This window comes from Pseudooceanicola onchidii, from assembly GCF_004959925.1.
GTDB classification, from domain to species: Bacteria; Pseudomonadota; Alphaproteobacteria; order Rhodobacterales; family Rhodobacteraceae; genus Pseudooceanicola; species Pseudooceanicola onchidii.
Genome location: NZ_SPUW01000002.1, coordinates 443,202 through 459,709, shown reverse-complemented (window position 1 = coordinate 459,709; position 16,508 = coordinate 443,202). Strand labels below are relative to the sequence as shown.

Here is a 16,508-nt window from a genome sequence, read left to right as displayed (position 1 = left end):
CCGCCAGCGCCGCAGATCCGCTGTAGCAATCGCGCCGGATTTCCTGTTGGCTGTCGTCAATCACCGGCCCCACGGCCGACACAGGGAGAGAGATCATGTACACCGTCATCGGCGCCCCGCGAAACCGCACCTTCCGCGTCATCTGGATGCTGGAAGAACTGGGCGAAGCCTACGACCGCAACCTCGCGAAACAGCACAGCCCCGACGTCTTGGAACATTCGGTCATCGGCAAGCTGCCGATCCTCGTCGACCAGGGCCATGGCATCAGCGACAGCGCGGCGATCCTGACCTACCTCGCCGACAAGCACGGGCGCTTCACTGCCCCCGCCGGCACCATCGACCGGGCCAAGCAGGACGCGGTCACCTTCCAGGTGCTCGACGATCTGGAAAGCATCATCTGGATCGCCACCCGGCACGGCTTCATCCTGCCCGAGGAACGCCGCTGCGCTGATCTGAAGGACAGCGCGAAATGGGAATGGGCCAGGAACCTGCAGGGGGTCGAGAAACGCTTCAAGGGTCCCTTCGTCATGGGGGATGACTTCACCCTCACCGACATCCTGCTGACCCATACGCTCAGCTGGGGCATGGGCGCGAAATTCCCCGTCGAAAGCGATGTGCTGACAGACTACGTCAAGCGCATGTCCGAACGCCCCGCCTATCAGCGCGCGGTCGAATCCGAAAAGGGCGGGGTCGCGGCGGCGTAATCCGCAGCCGCCCGCCCGGCCCACAGGCCCGTCGCAAGGCAGGCGGTCAGCAGGTAGCCGCCCGTGGGCGCCTCCCAATCCAGCATCTCCCCGGCGGCAAAGACGCCGGGGCGGTCGCGCAGCATCAGGCCCTGATCCAGATCGGCGAAGCGCAGGCCGCCCGCCGTGGAAATCGCCTGATCCATCGGCAGCGTGCCGTCATAGCGCACCGGCAGGGCCTTGAGCACGGGGGCCAGGTCATCCGGCAGGGGTCGCCCGAATTCCATCAGCAACGCCCGCTTCACCGGGTCCAGCCGGATTGCCCGCCGCAGATGCGACGACAGGCTGTCGCCCCGCCGCCGCCGCGCCAGTTTCTCGCGCAGCTTCTCCAAGGGCACGTCAGGCATCAGGTCCAGGGTCAGGGTCGCGCCCGCCCGCAGGGCCCGCGACACCGCGTAGACGCCTGCGCCTTCCAGCCCCCGGGCCGAGATCACGCATTCCCCGCGCGACGTGCGCCCACCCGCGCTTAGCGCCACGGCCTTCAGCGGCTGGCCGAACTGATCGGCCATCTTGTCGCTCCAGCCGACGGCGATCCCGACATTGGCGGGCTGGAACGGCGCGGAATCGAAGTGATCCGCCCAGGCCCCGTCCGACCCCAGGCGCGCCCAGCTGGCCCCGCCCATGGCCAGGACAGTGACATCCGGCGCGATGCGCTGCGTGCCGTCGGGCGTCTCGAAGACCGCCGCCGCACCGTCCCATCCGGTCCAGCGCCAGCGGGTCCGGACCTCGACCCCCGTCTCGGCCAACCGGCGCAGCCAGGACCGCAAGAGGGGCGAGGCCTTCATCACCTTGGGAAATACCCGCCCGGTCGACCCGGTGAAAAGCGATTGCCCCAGATCCTCGGCCCAGCCCTGCACTTCCGCGGGCCCGAAGGCCGCCAGCATCGGCGCCAGCGCGGGCGCGGCGTCCTCGAAGGCGGCCAGGAAGGTCGCCGGATCCTCGTCCTTGGTCAGGTTCAACCCGGATTTGCCCGCCATCAGCACCTTGCGCCCGAGGCTTGGCTTGGCGTCGGTGACAATGACCGACAGCCCGGCGCGGGCCATTGCCTCTGCCGCCATCAGGCCCGCCGGGCCGCCACCGATCACTAGTCCTGTCGCCATGCCGTTCTACCTGCGCAATGGGGCCGGGAATGACAAGGCCCACGCCGCCTGCCAGGATGCCCGCGATGTCCGAAGACCCGATCTGCCCGCTTTGCCTGCGCCCGATCCCGCATGGGGCGAAATCCTCGCTCCATCATCTCGTGCCCAAGCTGAAGGGCGGCAAGCACGGGCCGACGGTGCTGTTGCATCAGATCTGTCACAACGAAATCCACGCCACCCTGACCGAAGCCGAACTGGCCCGCGATTACGACACGCCGGAAAAACTCCGCAGTCATCCGAGGCTGGCGAAATTCGCGGCATGGGTGGCCAAGCGTCCGCCGACCTTCCATTCGAAGACGCCGGGGCGCAGACGATTGCGCTAGCCCCGGTAGCCCCGGCAGATCAGCTGCACATCCCCTTGATGCCCGCTGCGATCTCGGGCTTGGCGGCCAGCGTATCGGCACAGATGTCCCACGCGGTGTCCATCAGTGCGTCGGGTTCGACGATGCGGTCGACCAGACCAAAGGCCAGCGCTTCTTCGACCGGGATCTTCTGGCCACCCATCAGCATCAGCTTGGCCCGCGCGGGTCCGACAAGCGCCGCCAGACGCCCCGGATCCGACGGCTGCGGCAGATAGCCCAGCTTCATCACCGGATAGAAGAACTTGGAGCCCGGCACGGCCAGGCGCACGTCACAGGCCAGCGCCATTCCCATGGATCCGCCCGCCAACGTGCCGTTCAGCGCCGCCACCGACAGACCCGGCAGCGCGGCAATCGCCGTCGACAGCCGTTCCCACAGCGGCGACACGGCCAACCCGGCCCGCGCCTCGTCCAGATCGGCGCCCGCCGAAAACACCTTGCCCCGCCCGGTCAGGATCACGCAGCGCGCCGCCTGCGCGGCCTCGAAGGCCTCGGCCAATTCCTCCAGCATCACGCCGGTCAGCGAATTGGCCTTGTCGGGCCGGTTGATCGTGACGGTCCAGAGGTCGCCGTCCTGCGCGACCTCGATCATGCGATCACGCCGACAGCGCGGCGCACACCTTCGTCGCGCAGCGCGATTTCCTCGCCCAGATGCGCGTCGCCCTCGGGGCCGCACATCCACAGCAGGCACTTCGCGGGCCATTCGGGCGGGATGTGATCTTCCCACTCCAGCTGGCTGACCGGGTTCACGCCGCTGGCCTTGATATCGCGCTGCATCTGCGTCGCGACCGTGCCGGGCGACAGGCCCATGATCCGCAGCCCCTTGTCGGCGTTTTCCAGATGCGCCGCGCGGGTCAGCATCGCCGCCCCGGCCTTCGAGGTGCAATAGGCGCTCCAGCCCTCCAGCGGGCTATGTGCCGCGCCCGAGGAGATCGTGATGATCGTGCCGCCGCCCTGCGCCGCCATCACCGGGATCGCCGCGCGCATGCCGTTGAACACGCCCTTGATGTTGACGTCGATGACCTGCCCCCATTCGTCGGGGTCGGCTTCGGCCAGCGGGGTGATCGGCTTCAGCACGCCCGCGTTGCCGACCAGGATGTCGAGCCGCCCGAAGGTTTCGACCGCCGCGTTCACCGCCGCCTCGACTTCCCAGAAGCGCGAGATGTCGCAAGGCACGGCGATCGCCGCCTCGCCGATCTCTCCGGCCAGTTCCGCGATGGCGTCGCCGCTGCGGGCCAGCAGCACCACCTTCGCCCCCGCCTCGGCAAAGGCCCGCGCCGTCGCCGCGCCGATGCCCCGGCTTGCCCCGGTAATCATCGCCACTTTTCCGCTCAGATCCGTCATGACCTTTTCCTTCTCAATTCTGCGTCTTGTTGGTAGCCCTCGTCAGGCACCAAGGTAAAGATGTCCTGACCTTGACGGCGGGATCACTTGTCCCGATTCTACGCCCGACCGAGCTGAGGAGCGATTTCCGATGACGAAACCTTTCCGACGGGGCGCATTGGCCCTGCCCGCCACGATGATGACCCTGACCGGGACGGCCTGGGCGGATGTCACGCCACAGGATGTCTGGGCCCAATGGACGGCCTACATGGCCTCGTTCGGGTACGAACTGGAAAATGATCCGATCGTGGATGGCGCCAACCTGCGCCTGCCCGATTTCAGCATGGCCATGCCGGTACCTGCCGATCCGTCGACGGGCAAGGAAGGCGGCATCGTGCGCTTCCGGATGGGCGACATCGCCCTGATCGACCAGGGTGACGGCACCGTGTCGGTCGAGGTGCCTGCCAGCACGCCGATTTCGATCATCGGTGAAAGCGTCGGCGCCGAGAATTTCGTGGTGCGCGGCACAATGACATCCGCCGGCTATCGCACCGTCGCCTCGGGTCAGCCCGGCGACATCCTTTATGACTTCAACGCCGGGTCGATCACCTTCACGCTGGATGACCTGACCGAAGCGGACGGCCAGACCAAGACCCCCGGGGAATTCGAACTGTCGCTGCAGGGCGCGGCGGGGCAAAGCCGGATGAACACGCTTGGCGGTCCGACGCAGATGGATCAGACCCTGACACTGGCGCGGGTCACCTATGCCTTCGACATCCCCGAAATCGATGGCGCGGACACCGGCCACCTGAAGGCCGAAGGCGAACTGATGGGCGTGACCACCACGACCACCGGCACCATCCCCGCCACCTTCGACCCGGCCGCCGTGCCGCAGGCGCTGTCCGAAGGCTATGCCATGAAGGCCGACATGGGGTATACCACCGGCCGCTCCAGCTTCGATTTCGCCGAAGACGGCAAGGCGATGCGCTTTGCCTCGACCAGCGAGGGCGGGACGTTCACCGTCGGCATGGCAGCTGCAGGACTGGTCTATGAAATCGCCGCGCGGGGCATTGATTTCTCGCTCGAGGGCAGCGACATCCCCTTCCCGATCGCCACGACGCTTGCCGGGTTCGACCTTGGCGTCGACCTGCCGGTCCTGAAGGGTGACGCGCCGCAGGACTTTACTGCGCGGCTCAAGCTGACCGACCTGACCGTGCCGGAACCGCTGTGGATGATGATCGACGCGGCCGGGGCCCTGCCGCACGATCCTCTGACCGCCGAGATCGAGACAAGCGGCAAGGCCCGCCTGTTCGTCGACGTCTTTGATGAAGATGCCACCGCCGCACTGGTCGAAAACGGCCGCAAGCCGGGCGAGGTCACGACCCTGAACCTCGACAGCCTGCTGCTGAAGGCCGGCGGCGCGACCATCGCCGCGACCGGCGCCTTCGATGTCGACAACAACGCCCAAAGCGCCTTCAACCCCAAGATGCCTGCCTTCGCGGGGCAGGTCGACCTGCGCCTGACCGGCGTGACGACCCTGATCAGTACGCTGTCGCAGATGGGCCTGATCCCGGCGCCTCAGGCCATGATGGCCTCGGGGATGATCCAGCAGCTGGGCAAGCCCGAAACCGGGCCCGACGACGTGTCGGCCCTGATCGAAGTGTCCAAGGAATCGCGGATCACGATCAACGGCGCGCCGCTGCCGTTCTGATCCTGCACGACCTTTCTTGCAGGCGCGGGCCGGTCCTTCGGGATCGGCCCGCGGCCGTTTCCGCCCCCCTGCTCCGCACCCCCCGGAACACCCCCGGCCCTTGTGCGAGGGGGCATTCACCGCTACCTCAGTCGGACTGTCCAAGGATGTGCCGATGACCCAGACCCTCGCCGACCTGACCGCCCGCCTGCTTGATGCCGCCCGAAAGGCCGGCGCGGACGAGGCAGACGCCATGGCCCGGGACGGGTCCTCGATCTCGATCGGGGTGCGCGAGGCCAAGCTGGAAGAGGCCGAACGATCGGAAGGGGCCGAGATTGGGCTGCGCGTCATCCTGGGCCGCAAGCAGGCCTGCGTATCGTCGTCGGACCTGCGCGACACCGCACTTGAAGACATGGCCGCCCGCGCCGTCGCCATGGCGCGCGAAGCCCCCGACGATCCCAACATCGGCCTCGCCGCGCCCGACCAGCTGTCGTCGCTGCGCGATGCCGCATCGCTGGACCTGCACGACCCGACCGACGCCCCCAGCCCCGATGCCCTGATGCAGGATGCGCTGCGGGCCGAGGCCGCCGCGCGCGACGTCGAAGGCGTCAGCCAGGTGCAATCCGCCGGGGCATCCTATGGTGAAACGCGGATCTGGCTGGCCGCCACCAACGGCTTTGCCGGGGGCTACGCCCGCACGCACCGGCAGACCTATTGCACCGCCATCGCCGGGTCCGGCACCAGGATGGAGCGTGACAGCGACGGCGACATGCGCCTGCACCAGTCCGACCTGCGCAGCCCCGAGGAGATCGGCCAGCGTGCCGGCGACCGGGCCGTGTCGCGGCTGGGTGCGGTGCAGCCAAAGACCGGACGCTACCCGGTGCTTTACGACGAACGCATCAGCGGCGGCCTGATCGGCCACCTGCTGGGCGCGGTGAACGGATCCGCCATCGCGCGCGGGTCGTCCTTCCTGCGCGACAAGCTGGGCCAGCAGGTCCTGCCCCGCGGGCTGTCGGTGATCGAAGACCCGCACCGCCCGCGCACCAACGGGTCGCGCCCCTTCGATGCCGAAGGCCTGCCGACCGCCCGGCGCACCATCGTCGAGGACGGCCTGCTGACCGGCTGGACGCTGGATCTGGCCACCGCGCGCAAGCTGGGCATGACCGCGACCGGCAATGCGGCGCGCGGGTTGTCGGCCCCGCCCTCTCCGTCGAACTGGAACATCGAACTGACCGAAGGCACCGCCACCCGCGAGGACCTGATCGACCAGATGGGCACCGGCTTTCTTGTGACCTCGCTGATCGGGTCGACCATCAACCCCAACACCGGGGATTATTCGCGCGGCGCCTCGGGCTTCTGGGTCGAGAACGGCGAAATCGCCTATCCGGTGGCCGAGGCGACGATCGCGGGCAACCTGATCGACATGCTGGCCCGCATCATTCCCGCCAACGACGCCCGCCGACACCTGAGCCACGTCGTCCCGTCGATCCTGATCGAGGACATGTCCGTTGCCGGTCAGTGACACCGCGTCAGACCCGGCGCATGACCCGGCCGACGACCTTGCGCTGCTGATCGACGCCGCCCGCCGGGCCGGGCGCATCGCGCTGCAGTTCACCGGCACGACCGCGCGCCGGTGGGACAAGCCTGGCGACCTGGGTCCGGTGACCGAAGCCGACATCGCAGTCGACACCGACCTGCGCGAAAGCCTGACCGCCGCGCGGCCCGGCTATGGCTGGCTGTCCGAGGAAACGCCGGATGACGCGGCCCGCCTGTCCCGCGACCGCGTCTTCATCGTCGACCCGATCGACGGCACCCGAAGCTTCATCGAAGGCAACGACACCTGGGCGCATTCGCTGGCCGTGGTCGAAGGCGGCGTGACCGTCGCCGCCGCGATCTACCTGCCGGTGAAGGGCAAGCTCTATTCTGCCGCCACCGGGCGCGGGGCGCAGCTGAACGGCCGCCCGATCCGCGTGTCGCCGCGTGACCGGCTGACCGGTGCCAACGTGATCTCGGCCAAGCCGAACTATGACCCGCGCCACTGGCCGGGCGGGGTGCCGGACGTGCACCGCCACTATCGCCCCTCGCTGGCCTATCGCATGGCGCTGGTGGCCGAAGGCCGGTTCGACGCCATGCTGACCTTCCGCGACAGCTGGGAATGGGACATCGCCGCGGGCGATCTGATCCTGCGCGAAGCCGGTGCGCGGATCACTGACCGCCACGGCGCGCCGCTGCGCTTCAACAACGCGCACCCGCAGGTCGACGGGGTGGTCGCCGCCGGCCCCGGCCTGCATGACCACATTCGCACCGCCATGGGCCAGACGTAAGCCCTTCGGCAACCACGAAACCCCACGCTGCTTGACGCAACAGGCCAAATTCCGCAGGTTGCCCGCAAGCCCGACCGCCCTTTCAGGAGATGACACATGACGCAACGCCTGCACCTTGTCTTTGGCGGCGAACTCGTCGACCCCACGAAGAACGTGTTCAAGGACGTCGAAGACATCCACATCGTCGGCATGTACCCCAACTATGCCAGCGCCTATGACGCCTGGAAGGCCGAAGCGCAGCGCACCGTCGACAATGCCCACATGCGCTACTACATCGCGCATATCCACCGCCTGCGGGACGAAGAGGCCGCGGCATCCTCGACCGAAGAACTGGGGTAACACCACGTGCCATCCGCCGCGCGCAAGGCTGAAGGCGGCGCGATCGACAGACCTCCGCGCCCCCGCGGCCCGCTGATCTGGGCCCATGCCGCCGATCCCGACCGCGTTCAGGCGCTGATCCAGCTTGCCATCCGGGCCGAGGCACAGCGCCCCGGCCTGAACATGCTGATCACCGTGGCCGAGGACCGCGACCTGCCCGTCGGCCTGCCCCCGCATGTCCTGACAGCCGTCGCGCCGCGTGACCAGACCACCGACTGCACCGACTTCATGGCGCATTGGCGGCCCGATGTCGGCGTCTGGCACACCGGCCACCTGCGCCCCTCGCTGCTTGGCGTCGCGCGCCATGCGGACCTGCCGATGATCCTGGTGGACGCGACCGAGGAAGGCTTTGCCGAACCCCGCATGTCCTGGCTGCGCCGCAAGGACCGCTCGGCCCTGTCGGTGTTCGAGGTGATCTACGTGACCTCCGGCAACGCCGGGCGCCTGCTGACCCGCATCGGCGCCCCCGCCGACCGGATCGAGGTGACGGGCCACCTGCAGGAGGGCACCGCCGCCCTGCCCTGCAACGAAGACACGCGCACCGACATGGCCGAAACCCTGGCGACCCGCCCGATCTGGCTGGCCGCGATGGTCCAGCCCGACGAATTCCCGACCGTGATCGAAGCGCACCGGCAGGCGATCCGCGCCGCGCACCGTCTGATGCTGATCCTCGTGCCGCTACGCCCTGAAGACGGGGATGTCATGTGCACCTCTCTCACCGATCAGGGACTGCGCCACATCCGCTGGTCCGATGGTGGCTATCCCGAGGAAACGACCCAGGTCCTGATCGCCGACACCTTCGGCGAGATGGGGCTGTGGTACCGCCTGTCGCCGGTCACCTTCATGGGGTCGTCGCTGACCGCAGGCCATGGCGGGCGCGATCCGTACGAACCCGCCGCGCTTGGATCCGCGATCCTTTATGGCCCCAATGTCAGCCGCCATATCCAAAGCTATTCGCGTTTTGCCCGCGCCGGTGCCGCCCGGATGGTCAAGGACGCCGCGACCCTGTCGGCCGCCGTGCTGCGGCTCAACGCGCCCGACCAGGCCGCCGTCATGGCCCAGGCCGCGTGGGAGGTCGCGACCGAAGGCGCCGAGGTCACCGACAAGGTGCTCGAGCGGCTGGAAACCATCCTCGACCGAAGGCCGCAGCGCCATGCAAGCCCCTGACTTCTGGTACCACCCGCCCGGGCTGCGCGCCCGCCTGCTGTCCCCGCTTGGCGCGCTCTATGCCGCTGCCACGGCGCGCAGGCTTGCCCGCACCACGCCGCAGCGCGTCGGCGTTCCGGTGATCTGTGTCGGCAACCTGAACGCAGGCGGCACGGGCAAGACCCCGACGGTGATCGACCTGATGATGCGGCTGTCGTCGCGCGGCATCGCGGCGCATGTCGTGTCACGCGGCCACGGCGGGTCGCTGGAAGGCCCGATACAGGTCAACGAACGCAACCATACGGCAGCGGATGTTGGAGATGAGCCTTTGTTGCTGGCCGCCTTCGGGCCTGCGTGGATCGCACGCGACAGGCTGGCCGGGGCGCAGGCCGCCGTCGCCGCCGGGGCGCAGGCGATCATCTTGGATGACGGGTTTCAGAACCCCGCGCTGGCCAAAGATCTGTCGATCATCACGGTGGATGCGGCCAAGGGGTTTGGCAACCGGCTTTGCCTGCCCGCCGGCCCGCTGCGCGAACCGGTCGAGGTCGGACTGGCCCGGGCTGATCTGGTCCTGTCGATCGGAAACCCTCAATCACAGCAAAGCTTTGCCGCCGCCAACCCCACCATGCCCCTGCCCCATCTGACGGCCTCTCTCGATCCCTTGCAGACGGGGATGGACTGGACGGCAACGCCGTTCCTGGCCTTCGCGGGCATCGGCCACCCAGAGAAATTCTTTGCCACCCTGCGCGGCCTTGGCGCGTCCCTTGTGCACGCCGAGCCGCTGACAGACCACCAGCCCCTGACACCCGCGCTGATGACGCGGTTGGAAGCCGACGCCGCCCGCCTTGGCGCCCAGCTTGTCACGACCGAAAAGGACGCGACGCGCCTTCCTGCGGCCTTCCGACAGAAGGTGCTGACGCTGCCCGTACGCTTGCGTATTGACGATGACTCCGCGCTGGTCGCGGCATTGGATCGGCTCTTCCCCGCTTGACCCTGCGATGCCACGGGGCCAACTCTGCCGCATGACAAAGACGCTTCTCTCTCTCGGGCACGGGTATTCCGCCCGCGCGCTCGCTCCGCTTCTGCTGGCCGACGGCTGGACGATCCATGGAACCACCCGGTCACCCGACAAGGCCGAGGCGCTGCGGGCCGAAGGCGTGATCCCGCATGTCACCCCCGGCGATCTCTCCGCCCCGCTGGCGGTGGCGACGCACCTGCTGATTTCGGCCGGGCCGGATGCCGAGGGCGATCCGATGCTGCGGGACCTGCGCGATCAGATCACTGCAATCGCCCCGCGGCTCGACTGGGCGGGCTATCTGTCGACCACCGGTGTTTATGGCGACCATCAGGGCGGCTGGGTCGACGAGGACACGCCCCTCACCCCCTCGACCCGGCGCGGGCAGTGGCGTGTCGCGGCCGAGGCCGAATGGCGGGCAATCCCCGGCCTGCCGCTGCACATCTTCCGCCTTGCCGGCATCTACGGCCCCGGACGCGGCCCCTTTGCCAAGGTGCGCAACGGCACCGCCCGCCGCATCGTGAAACCCGGCCAGGTCTTTTCGCGCATCCACGTCGAAGACATCGCCCAGACCCTCGCCGCATCGATCGCGCGGCCCGATCCGGGTGCGGTCTACAACCTGTGTGACGACGACCCGGCCCCGCCACAGGACGTCATCGCCCACGCCGCCGCCCTTCTTGGTCGCCCCCTGCCCCCCGAGGAGGACTTTGCCACCGCCGAGATGACCCCCATGGCCCGGAGTTTTTATGCCGAAAGCAAGCGGGTCCGGAACGATCGCATCAAGCGGGATCTGGACGTCACGCTGAAATACCCCACCTATCGGGAAGGGCTGGCAGATCTGCTGACCCGCGAGACAGAATAAAGCGATGGAAGGGCTGAACCCGATGACCGCATCAGGCGTTACCCGGGTATGAGCACGATGGCCATGACCCAGCCCCCCACGCCGCACCGCCTTGGCCCGCCCGAGTCGATCCGCAGCCTTTCCGACATCCTTGACGCGCTGGACGACGCCGGAACGGGCGACACCGTGACCATCCGCGAGATCCTGGAAGAAATCGGCGTGCGGTCCTTCGCCCCGATGATCCTTGTCCCCGCGCTGATCCTCGTGTCGCCGCTGTCGGGGATCTTTGGCCTGCCCACCATTGGCGCGACCTTCATGCTGCTGGTCACGCTGCAGAAGCTTCTGGGGCGGCGCCACGTTTGGCTTCCCGAATTCCTGAAGCGTCGGAAAATTGCGACACATCGTCTGAAGAAAGCGGTCAGCTGGCTGCGCAAGCCCTGCCGCTGGATCGACAACCGCACCCACAAACGCCTGACGATGCTGGTATCCCGGCCCGCGAACATCGCGACACTGCTGACCATCGTGGCGATCTGTTCAGTGATCCCCTTTCTCGAGGTGCTGCCGATGGTGACCTCGATCTTCGCCGGCGCGATCTCGATGTTCTCGATCGGATTGCTGGCGCGCGACGGGCTGTTCATCGTGCTGGGCTACGCCCAGACAGCCGCCAGCGCCACGCTGGTCCTGTGGCTGCTGACGACCGCAGCGGGCGGCTGAGGGGCGCTGCCCCTCTTGGCCTGCGGCCAATTCACCCCGAGGTATTTGCAACCAGAAGAAGCCGGTCAGGCCTTGCGCTTGACCTGCGCGACGCCCAGCACATCCAGCACCTTGGCTTCGATGTCCGAGGCATTCATGCCCGCCACCGCGTACATGTCCGCCGGGCTGGCCTGGTCGATGAAGATGTCCGGCAGGACCATCGACCGGAACTTCAGCCCCGCATCGAAGATGCCTTCGTCGGACAGAAGCTGCGCGACATGGCTGCCGAAACCGCCAATGGCGCCTTCCTCGATGGTGATCAGCGCCTCGTGATCGGCGGCCAGCTGCAGGATCAGGTCGCGGTCCAGCGGCTTGGCAAATCGCGCGTCGGCCACCGTCGGGCGGATGCCCTTGGCCTCGAGCGCCTCGGAGGCGGTCATGACTTCGGACAGGCGGGTGCCGAAGGACAGGATCGCGACGCGCGCGCCGTCTTGCACCATGCGACCCTTGCCGATCTCAAGCGGGGTGCCCTTTTCGGGCAGTTCGACGCCCACGCCTTCGCCGCGTGGATAGCGGAAGGCGATCGGGCCATCGTCGTGGGCATGGGCCGTGGCAACCATGTGCTTCAGCTCGGCCTCGTCGGCGGCGGCCATGACGACCATGCCCGGCAGGTTGGCCATGTAGGCGATGTCGAAAGATCCGGCATGGGTCGCGCCATCCGCGCCCACCAGCCCGGCGCGATCGATCGCGAAACGGACGGGCAGACGCTGGATCGCCACGTCATGAACCACCTGGTCATAGCCGCGCTGCAGGAAGGTCGAATAGATCGCGCAGAAGGGCTTCATCCCGCCTGCCGCCAGACCGGCGGCAAAGGTCACGCCATGCTGTTCCGCGATACCCACGTCGAAGGTGCGCGACGGATAGCGTTCGGCCATGAGGTTGAGCCCCGTGCCATCCGGCATCGCCGCCGTCACGGCGACAACCTTGGGGTCTTCCGCCGCCAGCCGCACCAGTTCCTTGCCGAAAACCGAGGTATAGGAGGGCGCGTTCGACGGCGCCTTCTGCTGCTTGCCCGAGACGAGGTCGAACTTGGCCGTGGCGTGGCCGCCATCCTTGGCCTGTTCGGCGGGGCCATAGCCCTTGCCCTTCTTGGTCTGGACGTGGATCAGCACCGGCCCATTAGCCCGCGCCTTGACCGTGCGCAGCAGCGGCAGCAGCTGGGTCATGTCGTGCCCGTCGATCGGGCCGATGTAGGAAAATCCCAGCTCTTCGAACAGGGTGCCGCCGACGGTCATGCCCTTGAGCATCTCTTTCGCGCGCTTCGCCCCTTCCTGGAACGGCGAAGGCAGCAGGCTGACCGCGCCCTTGGCGGCGGCCTTGAACTCCTGGAACGGCTCACCCGCATAAAGGCGCGACAGGTAGGACGACAGGGCGCCCACGGGCGGGGCAATCGACATGTCGTTGTCGTTCAGAATGACGATCAGGCGCTTTTTCAGGTGGCCCGCGTTGTTCATCGCCTCGAACGCCATGCCGCCGGACATGGCGCCGTCGCCGATGATGGCGATGGCGTCGCCCAGACCCTCGGGCGGGGTGCCGCCCAGATCGCGCGCCGCGGCAAAGCCGAGCGCGGCCGAGATCGAGGTTGAACTGTGCGCGGCACCAAAGGGGTCGTAGGGCGACTCGGACCGCTTGGTGAACCCCGACAGCCCGCCCTTCTGACGGATCGTGCGGATGCGGTCGCGGCGTCCGGTCAGGATCTTGTGCGGATAGCTTTGATGGCTGACGTCCCAGATGATCTTGTCGCGGGGCGCGTCCCACAGGGCATGCAACGCGACGGTCAGTTCGACCACGCCCAGGCCCGCGCCAAGGTGGCCGCCGGTTTCCGACACGGCGGCGATGGTTTCGGCCCGCAGCTCGTGCGCGACCTGGCGCAATTCGGCGTCCGAGAACCGCTTGAGGTCCGCCGGGCTCTGGACCGTGTCCAGCAGGGGGGTATCGGGTTTCTGGCTCATCCTGCCCTCCCGGGCGCCGCTAGCTTTGCCGCGAGATAACGAAGCGGGCCGCCTCTCGCAAGCATTCGGCGTCCTTGCCATAGACAGATAGGGCGTCACAGGCCGAGGTCACCAAGCGGTCGGCTTCGGCCTTGGCCCCATCAAGTCCCAGCAGTGACACGAAGGTCGCCTTGCCGGCCTCACCATCCTTGCGCAGCCTTTTGCCGGTCTCGGCCTCGTCCCCTTCGACATCCAGGATGTCGTCGGCGATCTGGAAGGCAAGGCCAAGCGCGCGGGCATAGGCGCCAAGCGCCGCCGTGTCGTCCCCCGCCATGACCGGCCCGGCCTGCGCCGACCATTCGATCAGCGCGCCGGTCTTCTTGGCCTGAAGGTCGGTGATCTGCGGCAGGGTCAGCGGCACCGGCGCAGTTTCGGCGGCGATGTCCATCGCCTGCCCCTGCACCATGCCCTGCCCGCCCGCGGCCCGCGCCATCCCGGCGGTCAAGGCGACAACCCGGTCGGCGGCCAGCGGCATATGCGCCAGCAGATCGAAGGTCAGCGTCTGCAGCGCGTCACCGACCAGCACGGCCGTCGCCTCGTCCCATTTCACATGCACGGTCGGCAGACCCCGGCGCAGGTCGTCGTCGTCCATGCAGGGCAGGTCGTCATGCACCAGCGAATAGGCGTGCATCGCCTCGATCGCCGCCGCCGCATCCAGGGCCGCGCTTGGGTCCACCCCGTGCAGCGCCGCCCCCTCACAGACCAGGAACGCCCGCAGCCGCTTCCCGCCCGAGGACGCATGACGCATCGCATCGCCGATCCGCCCGTCCATCGGGGCCAGGGCAGCATCCAGCCGGGCGGTCACATCCGCCGCAACCTCGGCAATCCGCCGTTCGAACATGTCAGAGCCCTGCGGCAGGCCGGGTGCCCGTGGCGGTGCCATCGGCGTCCGCGGTGATCGCCTCGACCTTCTCTTCGGCGGCCTTCAGGCGGTCCTCGCAGCGCTTCTTCAGGGCCGCGCCGCGTTCGTAAAGCTTGATCGACTGTTCCAGCGGCACGTCGCCGCGCTCCAGCTGGCCGACGACCTGCTCAAGCTCGCGCATCGCCTCTTCAAAGGTCATCTCTTCGACGGGTTTCTGATCGCTCATCGCGCGGCTCCTCAGGCTCGGGTCGGGCGCACCATAGTGCGGCGCGCGGCGGGGTTCAACGCGCCGCGGCGATCAGTTCGTCGACATGCACCGAAGCCGAGGCCGCAAGGGCCGGAAGGTTGTATCCCCCCTCGAGGCAGGAGACGATCCGCCCGTCGCAGACCCGGTCCGCCAGCGCGGTCAATTCGCGCGTGATCCAGGCGAAATCTTCGGTTTCCAGCGACACCGAGGCCAGCGGATCGTCCTTGTGCGCATCGAACCCGGCCGAGATGAACAGCATCTGCGGCGCGAACTTCTCGATCATCGGCAGGATCCGGCCGGTCATCAGTTTCCGGTACAGATCGCCGTCGGTTCCGGCCGACAGCGGGATGTTGGTGATCTGCCCATGCGCGCCGCGTTCATGCTGCGCCCCCGTGCCCGGATACAGCGGCATCTGGTGGGTCGAGATGAAGAGCGCCCGGCTTTCGTCCCACAGCAGATCCTGCGTGCCGTTGCCGTGGTGGACGTCGAAATCCAGGATCGCCACCCGGTCGAGGCCGTGGACCTCAAGCGCGTGACGGGCTGCGATGGCGACGTTGCCGAACAGGCAGAACCCCATGGGCGCCTCTTTCTCGGCGTGGTGCCCCGGCGGGCGGGTGGCGACGAAGGCATTGCCGACCTCGCCCGACATCACCATGTCGACGGCCCGCACCGCGCCGCCGACTGCGCGATAGGCGGCGGTCAGCGACCCCGGCGACATCCAGGTGTCGGCATCCAGCTGCACCGTCCCGTCCGAGGGCGCGGCGCCCTTGATCCGGTCCAGATGCGCCTGCGGATGGCACAGCAGGATCGCGGCATCCTCGCCCATGGGCGCCTCGACCCGCATCAGGTCCTTGCCCTCAAGCGCCTTGAGCACCTCGTGCAGGCGCGCCACCTGTTCGGGGTGGCCGTCGGGGGTCACGTGACCATGGCAATCGATATGGGTGATCAGGGCAGTGGTCATGGGGTCCTCCGGTCTGTCGGGCGCTCAGTCGTGCACCAGCATGTAGCCTTCGCCGCGCACGGTCTGAAGATAGCGGGGCTGTTTCGGGTCGGCTTCGATCTTGCGGCGCAGCCGGGTGATCTGGACGTCCACCGCACGTTCCTGCGCCTGCCCATCCTTGCCGGCACCCCGCCCCAGTTCCTCGACCAAGCGGGTGCGCGACAGCGGCTCTCCGGGATTGGCGGCAAAGATGCGCATCAGCTGCACCTCGGTCCCGGTCAGGCGGACCGGATCGCCCGCGTCGAACATTTCACCCCGGTCGATGTCATACCGGACCTCGCCCATGGTCAGCACCTTGGGCGCGACCTTTTCCGGCTGCGGCTCGGGCATACGGCGCAGGATGGCGTTGATCCGCAGCAGCAATTCCTTGGGTTCGAACGGCTTGGCCAGGTAATCGTCCGCCCCGGCCTCAAGCCCCGCGATCCGGTCGCTCGTCTCGTCCCGCGCGGTCAGCAGAAGGATCGGCGTGCTCATCCCCTCGCGCAGCGACCGGGTCAGCGACAGACCATCCTCGCCCGGCATCATCACGTCCAGCACGATCAGGTCAAACTCCAGCCCCGCCAGCAGTCGCCGCGCATGGGCCGCGTCGCGGGCAGCCGAGACAAGGAAACCGCTTTTCTTCAGATACCGCGCCAGCAGGTCGCGGATCCGTTCGTCGTCGTCGACGATCAGCAGATGCGGCATCGGATCGGACAAG

Annotated in this window: 18 protein-coding genes; 10 read left to right on the top strand and 8 right to left on the bottom strand. The window is 67.9% G+C overall.

Annotated elements, in window-relative coordinates; all coding sequences use genetic code 11:
* Window positions 1-95: 95 nt before the first annotated feature.
* On the top strand, window positions 96-704 hold the full coding sequence (locus tag E4S58_RS10040; protein WP_136636275.1) for a glutathione S-transferase family protein: 609 nt from the start codon (window positions 96-98) through the stop codon (window positions 702-704).
* Here E4S58_RS10040 and E4S58_RS10035 read toward each other — a convergent pair.
* On the bottom strand, window positions 659-1,843 hold the full coding sequence (locus E4S58_RS10035) for a TIGR03862 family flavoprotein (RefSeq protein ID WP_136636274.1): 1,185 nt from the start codon (window positions 1,841-1,843) through the stop codon (window positions 659-661). The genes E4S58_RS10040 and E4S58_RS10035 overlap by 46 nt on opposite strands.
* 65 nt (window positions 1,844-1,908) lie before the next feature.
* Here E4S58_RS10035 and E4S58_RS10030 point away from each other — a divergent pair, with 65 nt between their 5' ends.
* Window positions 1,909-2,205, top strand: a complete 297-nt coding sequence (locus tag E4S58_RS10030; RefSeq protein ID WP_136636273.1) for an HNH endonuclease — start codon at window positions 1,909-1,911, stop codon at window positions 2,203-2,205.
* Window positions 2,206-2,224: 19 nt separating this feature from the next.
* On the opposite strand, the gene E4S58_RS10025 is transcribed toward E4S58_RS10030, so the two are convergent.
* Together E4S58_RS10025 and E4S58_RS10020 are read right to left on the bottom strand one after the other, a co-directional pair.
* Window positions 2,225-2,833, bottom strand: coding sequence for an enoyl-CoA hydratase/isomerase family protein (locus E4S58_RS10025; protein WP_136636272.1), 609 nt, complete (start codon window positions 2,831-2,833; stop codon window positions 2,225-2,227).
* Window positions 2,830-3,585: an SDR family oxidoreductase gene (locus E4S58_RS10020; protein ID WP_136636271.1), complete on the bottom strand. Its 756-nt coding sequence runs from the start codon at window positions 3,583-3,585 to the stop codon at window positions 2,830-2,832. Before E4S58_RS10020 ends, E4S58_RS10025 begins: the two co-directional genes overlap by 4 nt.
* A 130-nt stretch (window positions 3,586-3,715) precedes the next feature.
* Between E4S58_RS10020 and E4S58_RS10015 the strand changes: the two genes are divergently transcribed.
* From E4S58_RS10015 to E4S58_RS09980, 8 genes are all read left to right on the top strand, one after another.
* Window positions 3,716-5,275, top strand: coding sequence for a DUF2125 domain-containing protein (locus E4S58_RS10015; RefSeq protein WP_136636270.1), 1,560 nt, complete (start codon window positions 3,716-3,718; stop codon window positions 5,273-5,275).
* A 154-nt stretch (window positions 5,276-5,429) separates the two neighbouring features.
* Window positions 5,430-6,776: a TldD/PmbA family protein gene (locus E4S58_RS10010; RefSeq protein WP_136636269.1), complete on the top strand. Its 1,347-nt coding sequence runs from the start codon at window positions 5,430-5,432 to the stop codon at window positions 6,774-6,776.
* Complete coding sequence (locus E4S58_RS10005) at window positions 6,763-7,578, top strand: 3'(2'),5'-bisphosphate nucleotidase CysQ (RefSeq protein WP_136636268.1); 816 nt, start codon at window positions 6,763-6,765, stop codon at window positions 7,576-7,578. The genes E4S58_RS10010 and E4S58_RS10005 overlap by 14 nt, the downstream gene beginning before the upstream one ends.
* A gap of 96 nt (window positions 7,579-7,674) precedes the next feature.
* Window positions 7,675-7,917, top strand: coding sequence for a DUF4170 domain-containing protein (locus E4S58_RS10000; RefSeq protein WP_136636267.1), 243 nt, complete (start codon window positions 7,675-7,677; stop codon window positions 7,915-7,917).
* 6 nt (window positions 7,918-7,923) lie between these two features.
* On the top strand, window positions 7,924-9,123 hold the full coding sequence (locus E4S58_RS09995; RefSeq protein WP_136636266.1) for a 3-deoxy-D-manno-octulosonic acid transferase: 1,200 nt from the start codon (window positions 7,924-7,926) through the stop codon (window positions 9,121-9,123).
* A complete protein-coding gene (gene lpxK, locus E4S58_RS09990; RefSeq protein ID WP_136636265.1) occupies window positions 9,110-10,093 on the top strand; it encodes a tetraacyldisaccharide 4'-kinase in 984 nt (327 codons plus the stop codon). The genes E4S58_RS09995 and lpxK overlap by 14 nt, the downstream gene beginning before the upstream one ends.
* Window positions 10,094-10,124: 31 nt before the next feature.
* Window positions 10,125-10,979, top strand: a complete 855-nt coding sequence (locus E4S58_RS09985) for an SDR family oxidoreductase (protein WP_136636264.1) — start codon at window positions 10,125-10,127, stop codon at window positions 10,977-10,979.
* A 63-nt stretch (window positions 10,980-11,042) separates the two neighbouring features.
* Entirely contained in the window at window positions 11,043-11,672 is a 630-nt protein-coding gene (locus E4S58_RS09980; RefSeq protein ID WP_136636263.1) for an exopolysaccharide biosynthesis protein, read from the top strand.
* A 65-nt stretch (window positions 11,673-11,737) separates the two neighbouring features.
* Here E4S58_RS09980 and dxs read toward each other — a convergent pair whose 3' ends face one another.
* The 5 genes from dxs to E4S58_RS09955 are packed head-to-tail and all read right to left on the bottom strand — an operon-like array spanning window position 11,738 to window position 16,507.
* Window positions 11,738-13,663, bottom strand: a complete 1,926-nt coding sequence (gene dxs, locus E4S58_RS09975) for a 1-deoxy-D-xylulose-5-phosphate synthase (RefSeq protein WP_136636262.1) — start codon at window positions 13,661-13,663, stop codon at window positions 11,738-11,740.
* A 19-nt stretch (window positions 13,664-13,682) separates the two neighbouring features.
* On the bottom strand, window positions 13,683-14,543 hold the full coding sequence (locus tag E4S58_RS09970) for a polyprenyl synthetase family protein (RefSeq protein WP_136636811.1): 861 nt from the start codon (window positions 14,541-14,543) through the stop codon (window positions 13,683-13,685).
* A 1-nt stretch (window position 14,544) separates the two neighbouring features.
* A complete protein-coding gene (locus E4S58_RS09965; protein WP_136636261.1) occupies window positions 14,545-14,790 on the bottom strand; it encodes an exodeoxyribonuclease VII small subunit in 246 nt (81 codons plus the stop codon).
* Window positions 14,791-14,845: 55 nt separating this feature from the next.
* Window positions 14,846-15,772 carry a histone deacetylase family protein gene (locus tag E4S58_RS09960; protein ID WP_136636260.1) on the bottom strand — a complete coding sequence of 309 codons (927 nt, stop codon included), beginning with the start codon at window positions 15,770-15,772 and terminating at the stop codon, window positions 14,846-14,848.
* Window positions 15,773-15,796: 24 nt separating this feature from the next.
* Window positions 15,797-16,507 (bottom strand): response regulator, encoded by a 711-nt coding sequence (locus E4S58_RS09955; protein ID WP_136636259.1) that lies wholly within the window; start codon window positions 16,505-16,507, stop codon window positions 15,797-15,799.
* Between the last annotated feature and the right edge of the window lies 1 nt (window position 16,508).

Bases quoted from the DNA above. Each gene is read 5' to 3' on its own strand.
- E4S58_RS10040 (WP_136636275.1), top strand. From the start codon at position 96: ATGTACACCGTCATCGGCGCCCCGCGAAACCGCACCTTCCGCGTCATC.
- E4S58_RS10035 (WP_136636274.1), bottom strand. From the start codon at position 1,843: ATGGCGACAGGACTAGTGATCGGTGGCGGCCCGGCGGGCCTGATGGCG.
- E4S58_RS10030 (WP_136636273.1), top strand. From the start codon at position 1,909: ATGTCCGAAGACCCGATCTGCCCGCTTTGCCTGCGCCCGATCCCGCAT.
- E4S58_RS10025 (WP_136636272.1), bottom strand. From the start codon at position 2,833: ATGATCGAGGTCGCGCAGGACGGCGACCTCTGGACCGTCACGATCAAC.
- E4S58_RS10020 (WP_136636271.1), bottom strand. From the start codon at position 3,585: ATGACGGATCTGAGCGGAAAAGTGGCGATGATTACCGGGGCAAGCCGG.
- E4S58_RS10015 (WP_136636270.1), top strand. From the start codon at position 3,716: ATGACGAAACCTTTCCGACGGGGCGCATTGGCCCTGCCCGCCACGATG.
- E4S58_RS10010 (WP_136636269.1), top strand. From the start codon at position 5,430: ATGACCCAGACCCTCGCCGACCTGACCGCCCGCCTGCTTGATGCCGCC.
- E4S58_RS10000 (WP_136636267.1), top strand. From the start codon at position 7,675: ATGACGCAACGCCTGCACCTTGTCTTTGGCGGCGAACTCGTCGACCCC.
- lpxK (WP_136636265.1), top strand. From the start codon at position 9,110: ATGCAAGCCCCTGACTTCTGGTACCACCCGCCCGGGCTGCGCGCCCGC.
- E4S58_RS09985 (WP_136636264.1), top strand. From the start codon at position 10,125: ATGACAAAGACGCTTCTCTCTCTCGGGCACGGGTATTCCGCCCGCGCG.
- E4S58_RS09980 (WP_136636263.1), top strand. From the start codon at position 11,043: ATGACCCAGCCCCCCACGCCGCACCGCCTTGGCCCGCCCGAGTCGATC.
- dxs (WP_136636262.1), bottom strand. From the start codon at position 13,663: ATGAGCCAGAAACCCGATACCCCCCTGCTGGACACGGTCCAGAGCCCG.
- E4S58_RS09970 (WP_136636811.1), bottom strand. From the start codon at position 14,543: ATGTTCGAACGGCGGATTGCCGAGGTTGCGGCGGATGTGACCGCCCGG.
- E4S58_RS09965 (WP_136636261.1), bottom strand. From the start codon at position 14,790: ATGAGCGATCAGAAACCCGTCGAAGAGATGACCTTTGAAGAGGCGATG.
- E4S58_RS09960 (WP_136636260.1), bottom strand. From the start codon at position 15,772: ATGACCACTGCCCTGATCACCCATATCGATTGCCATGGTCACGTGACC.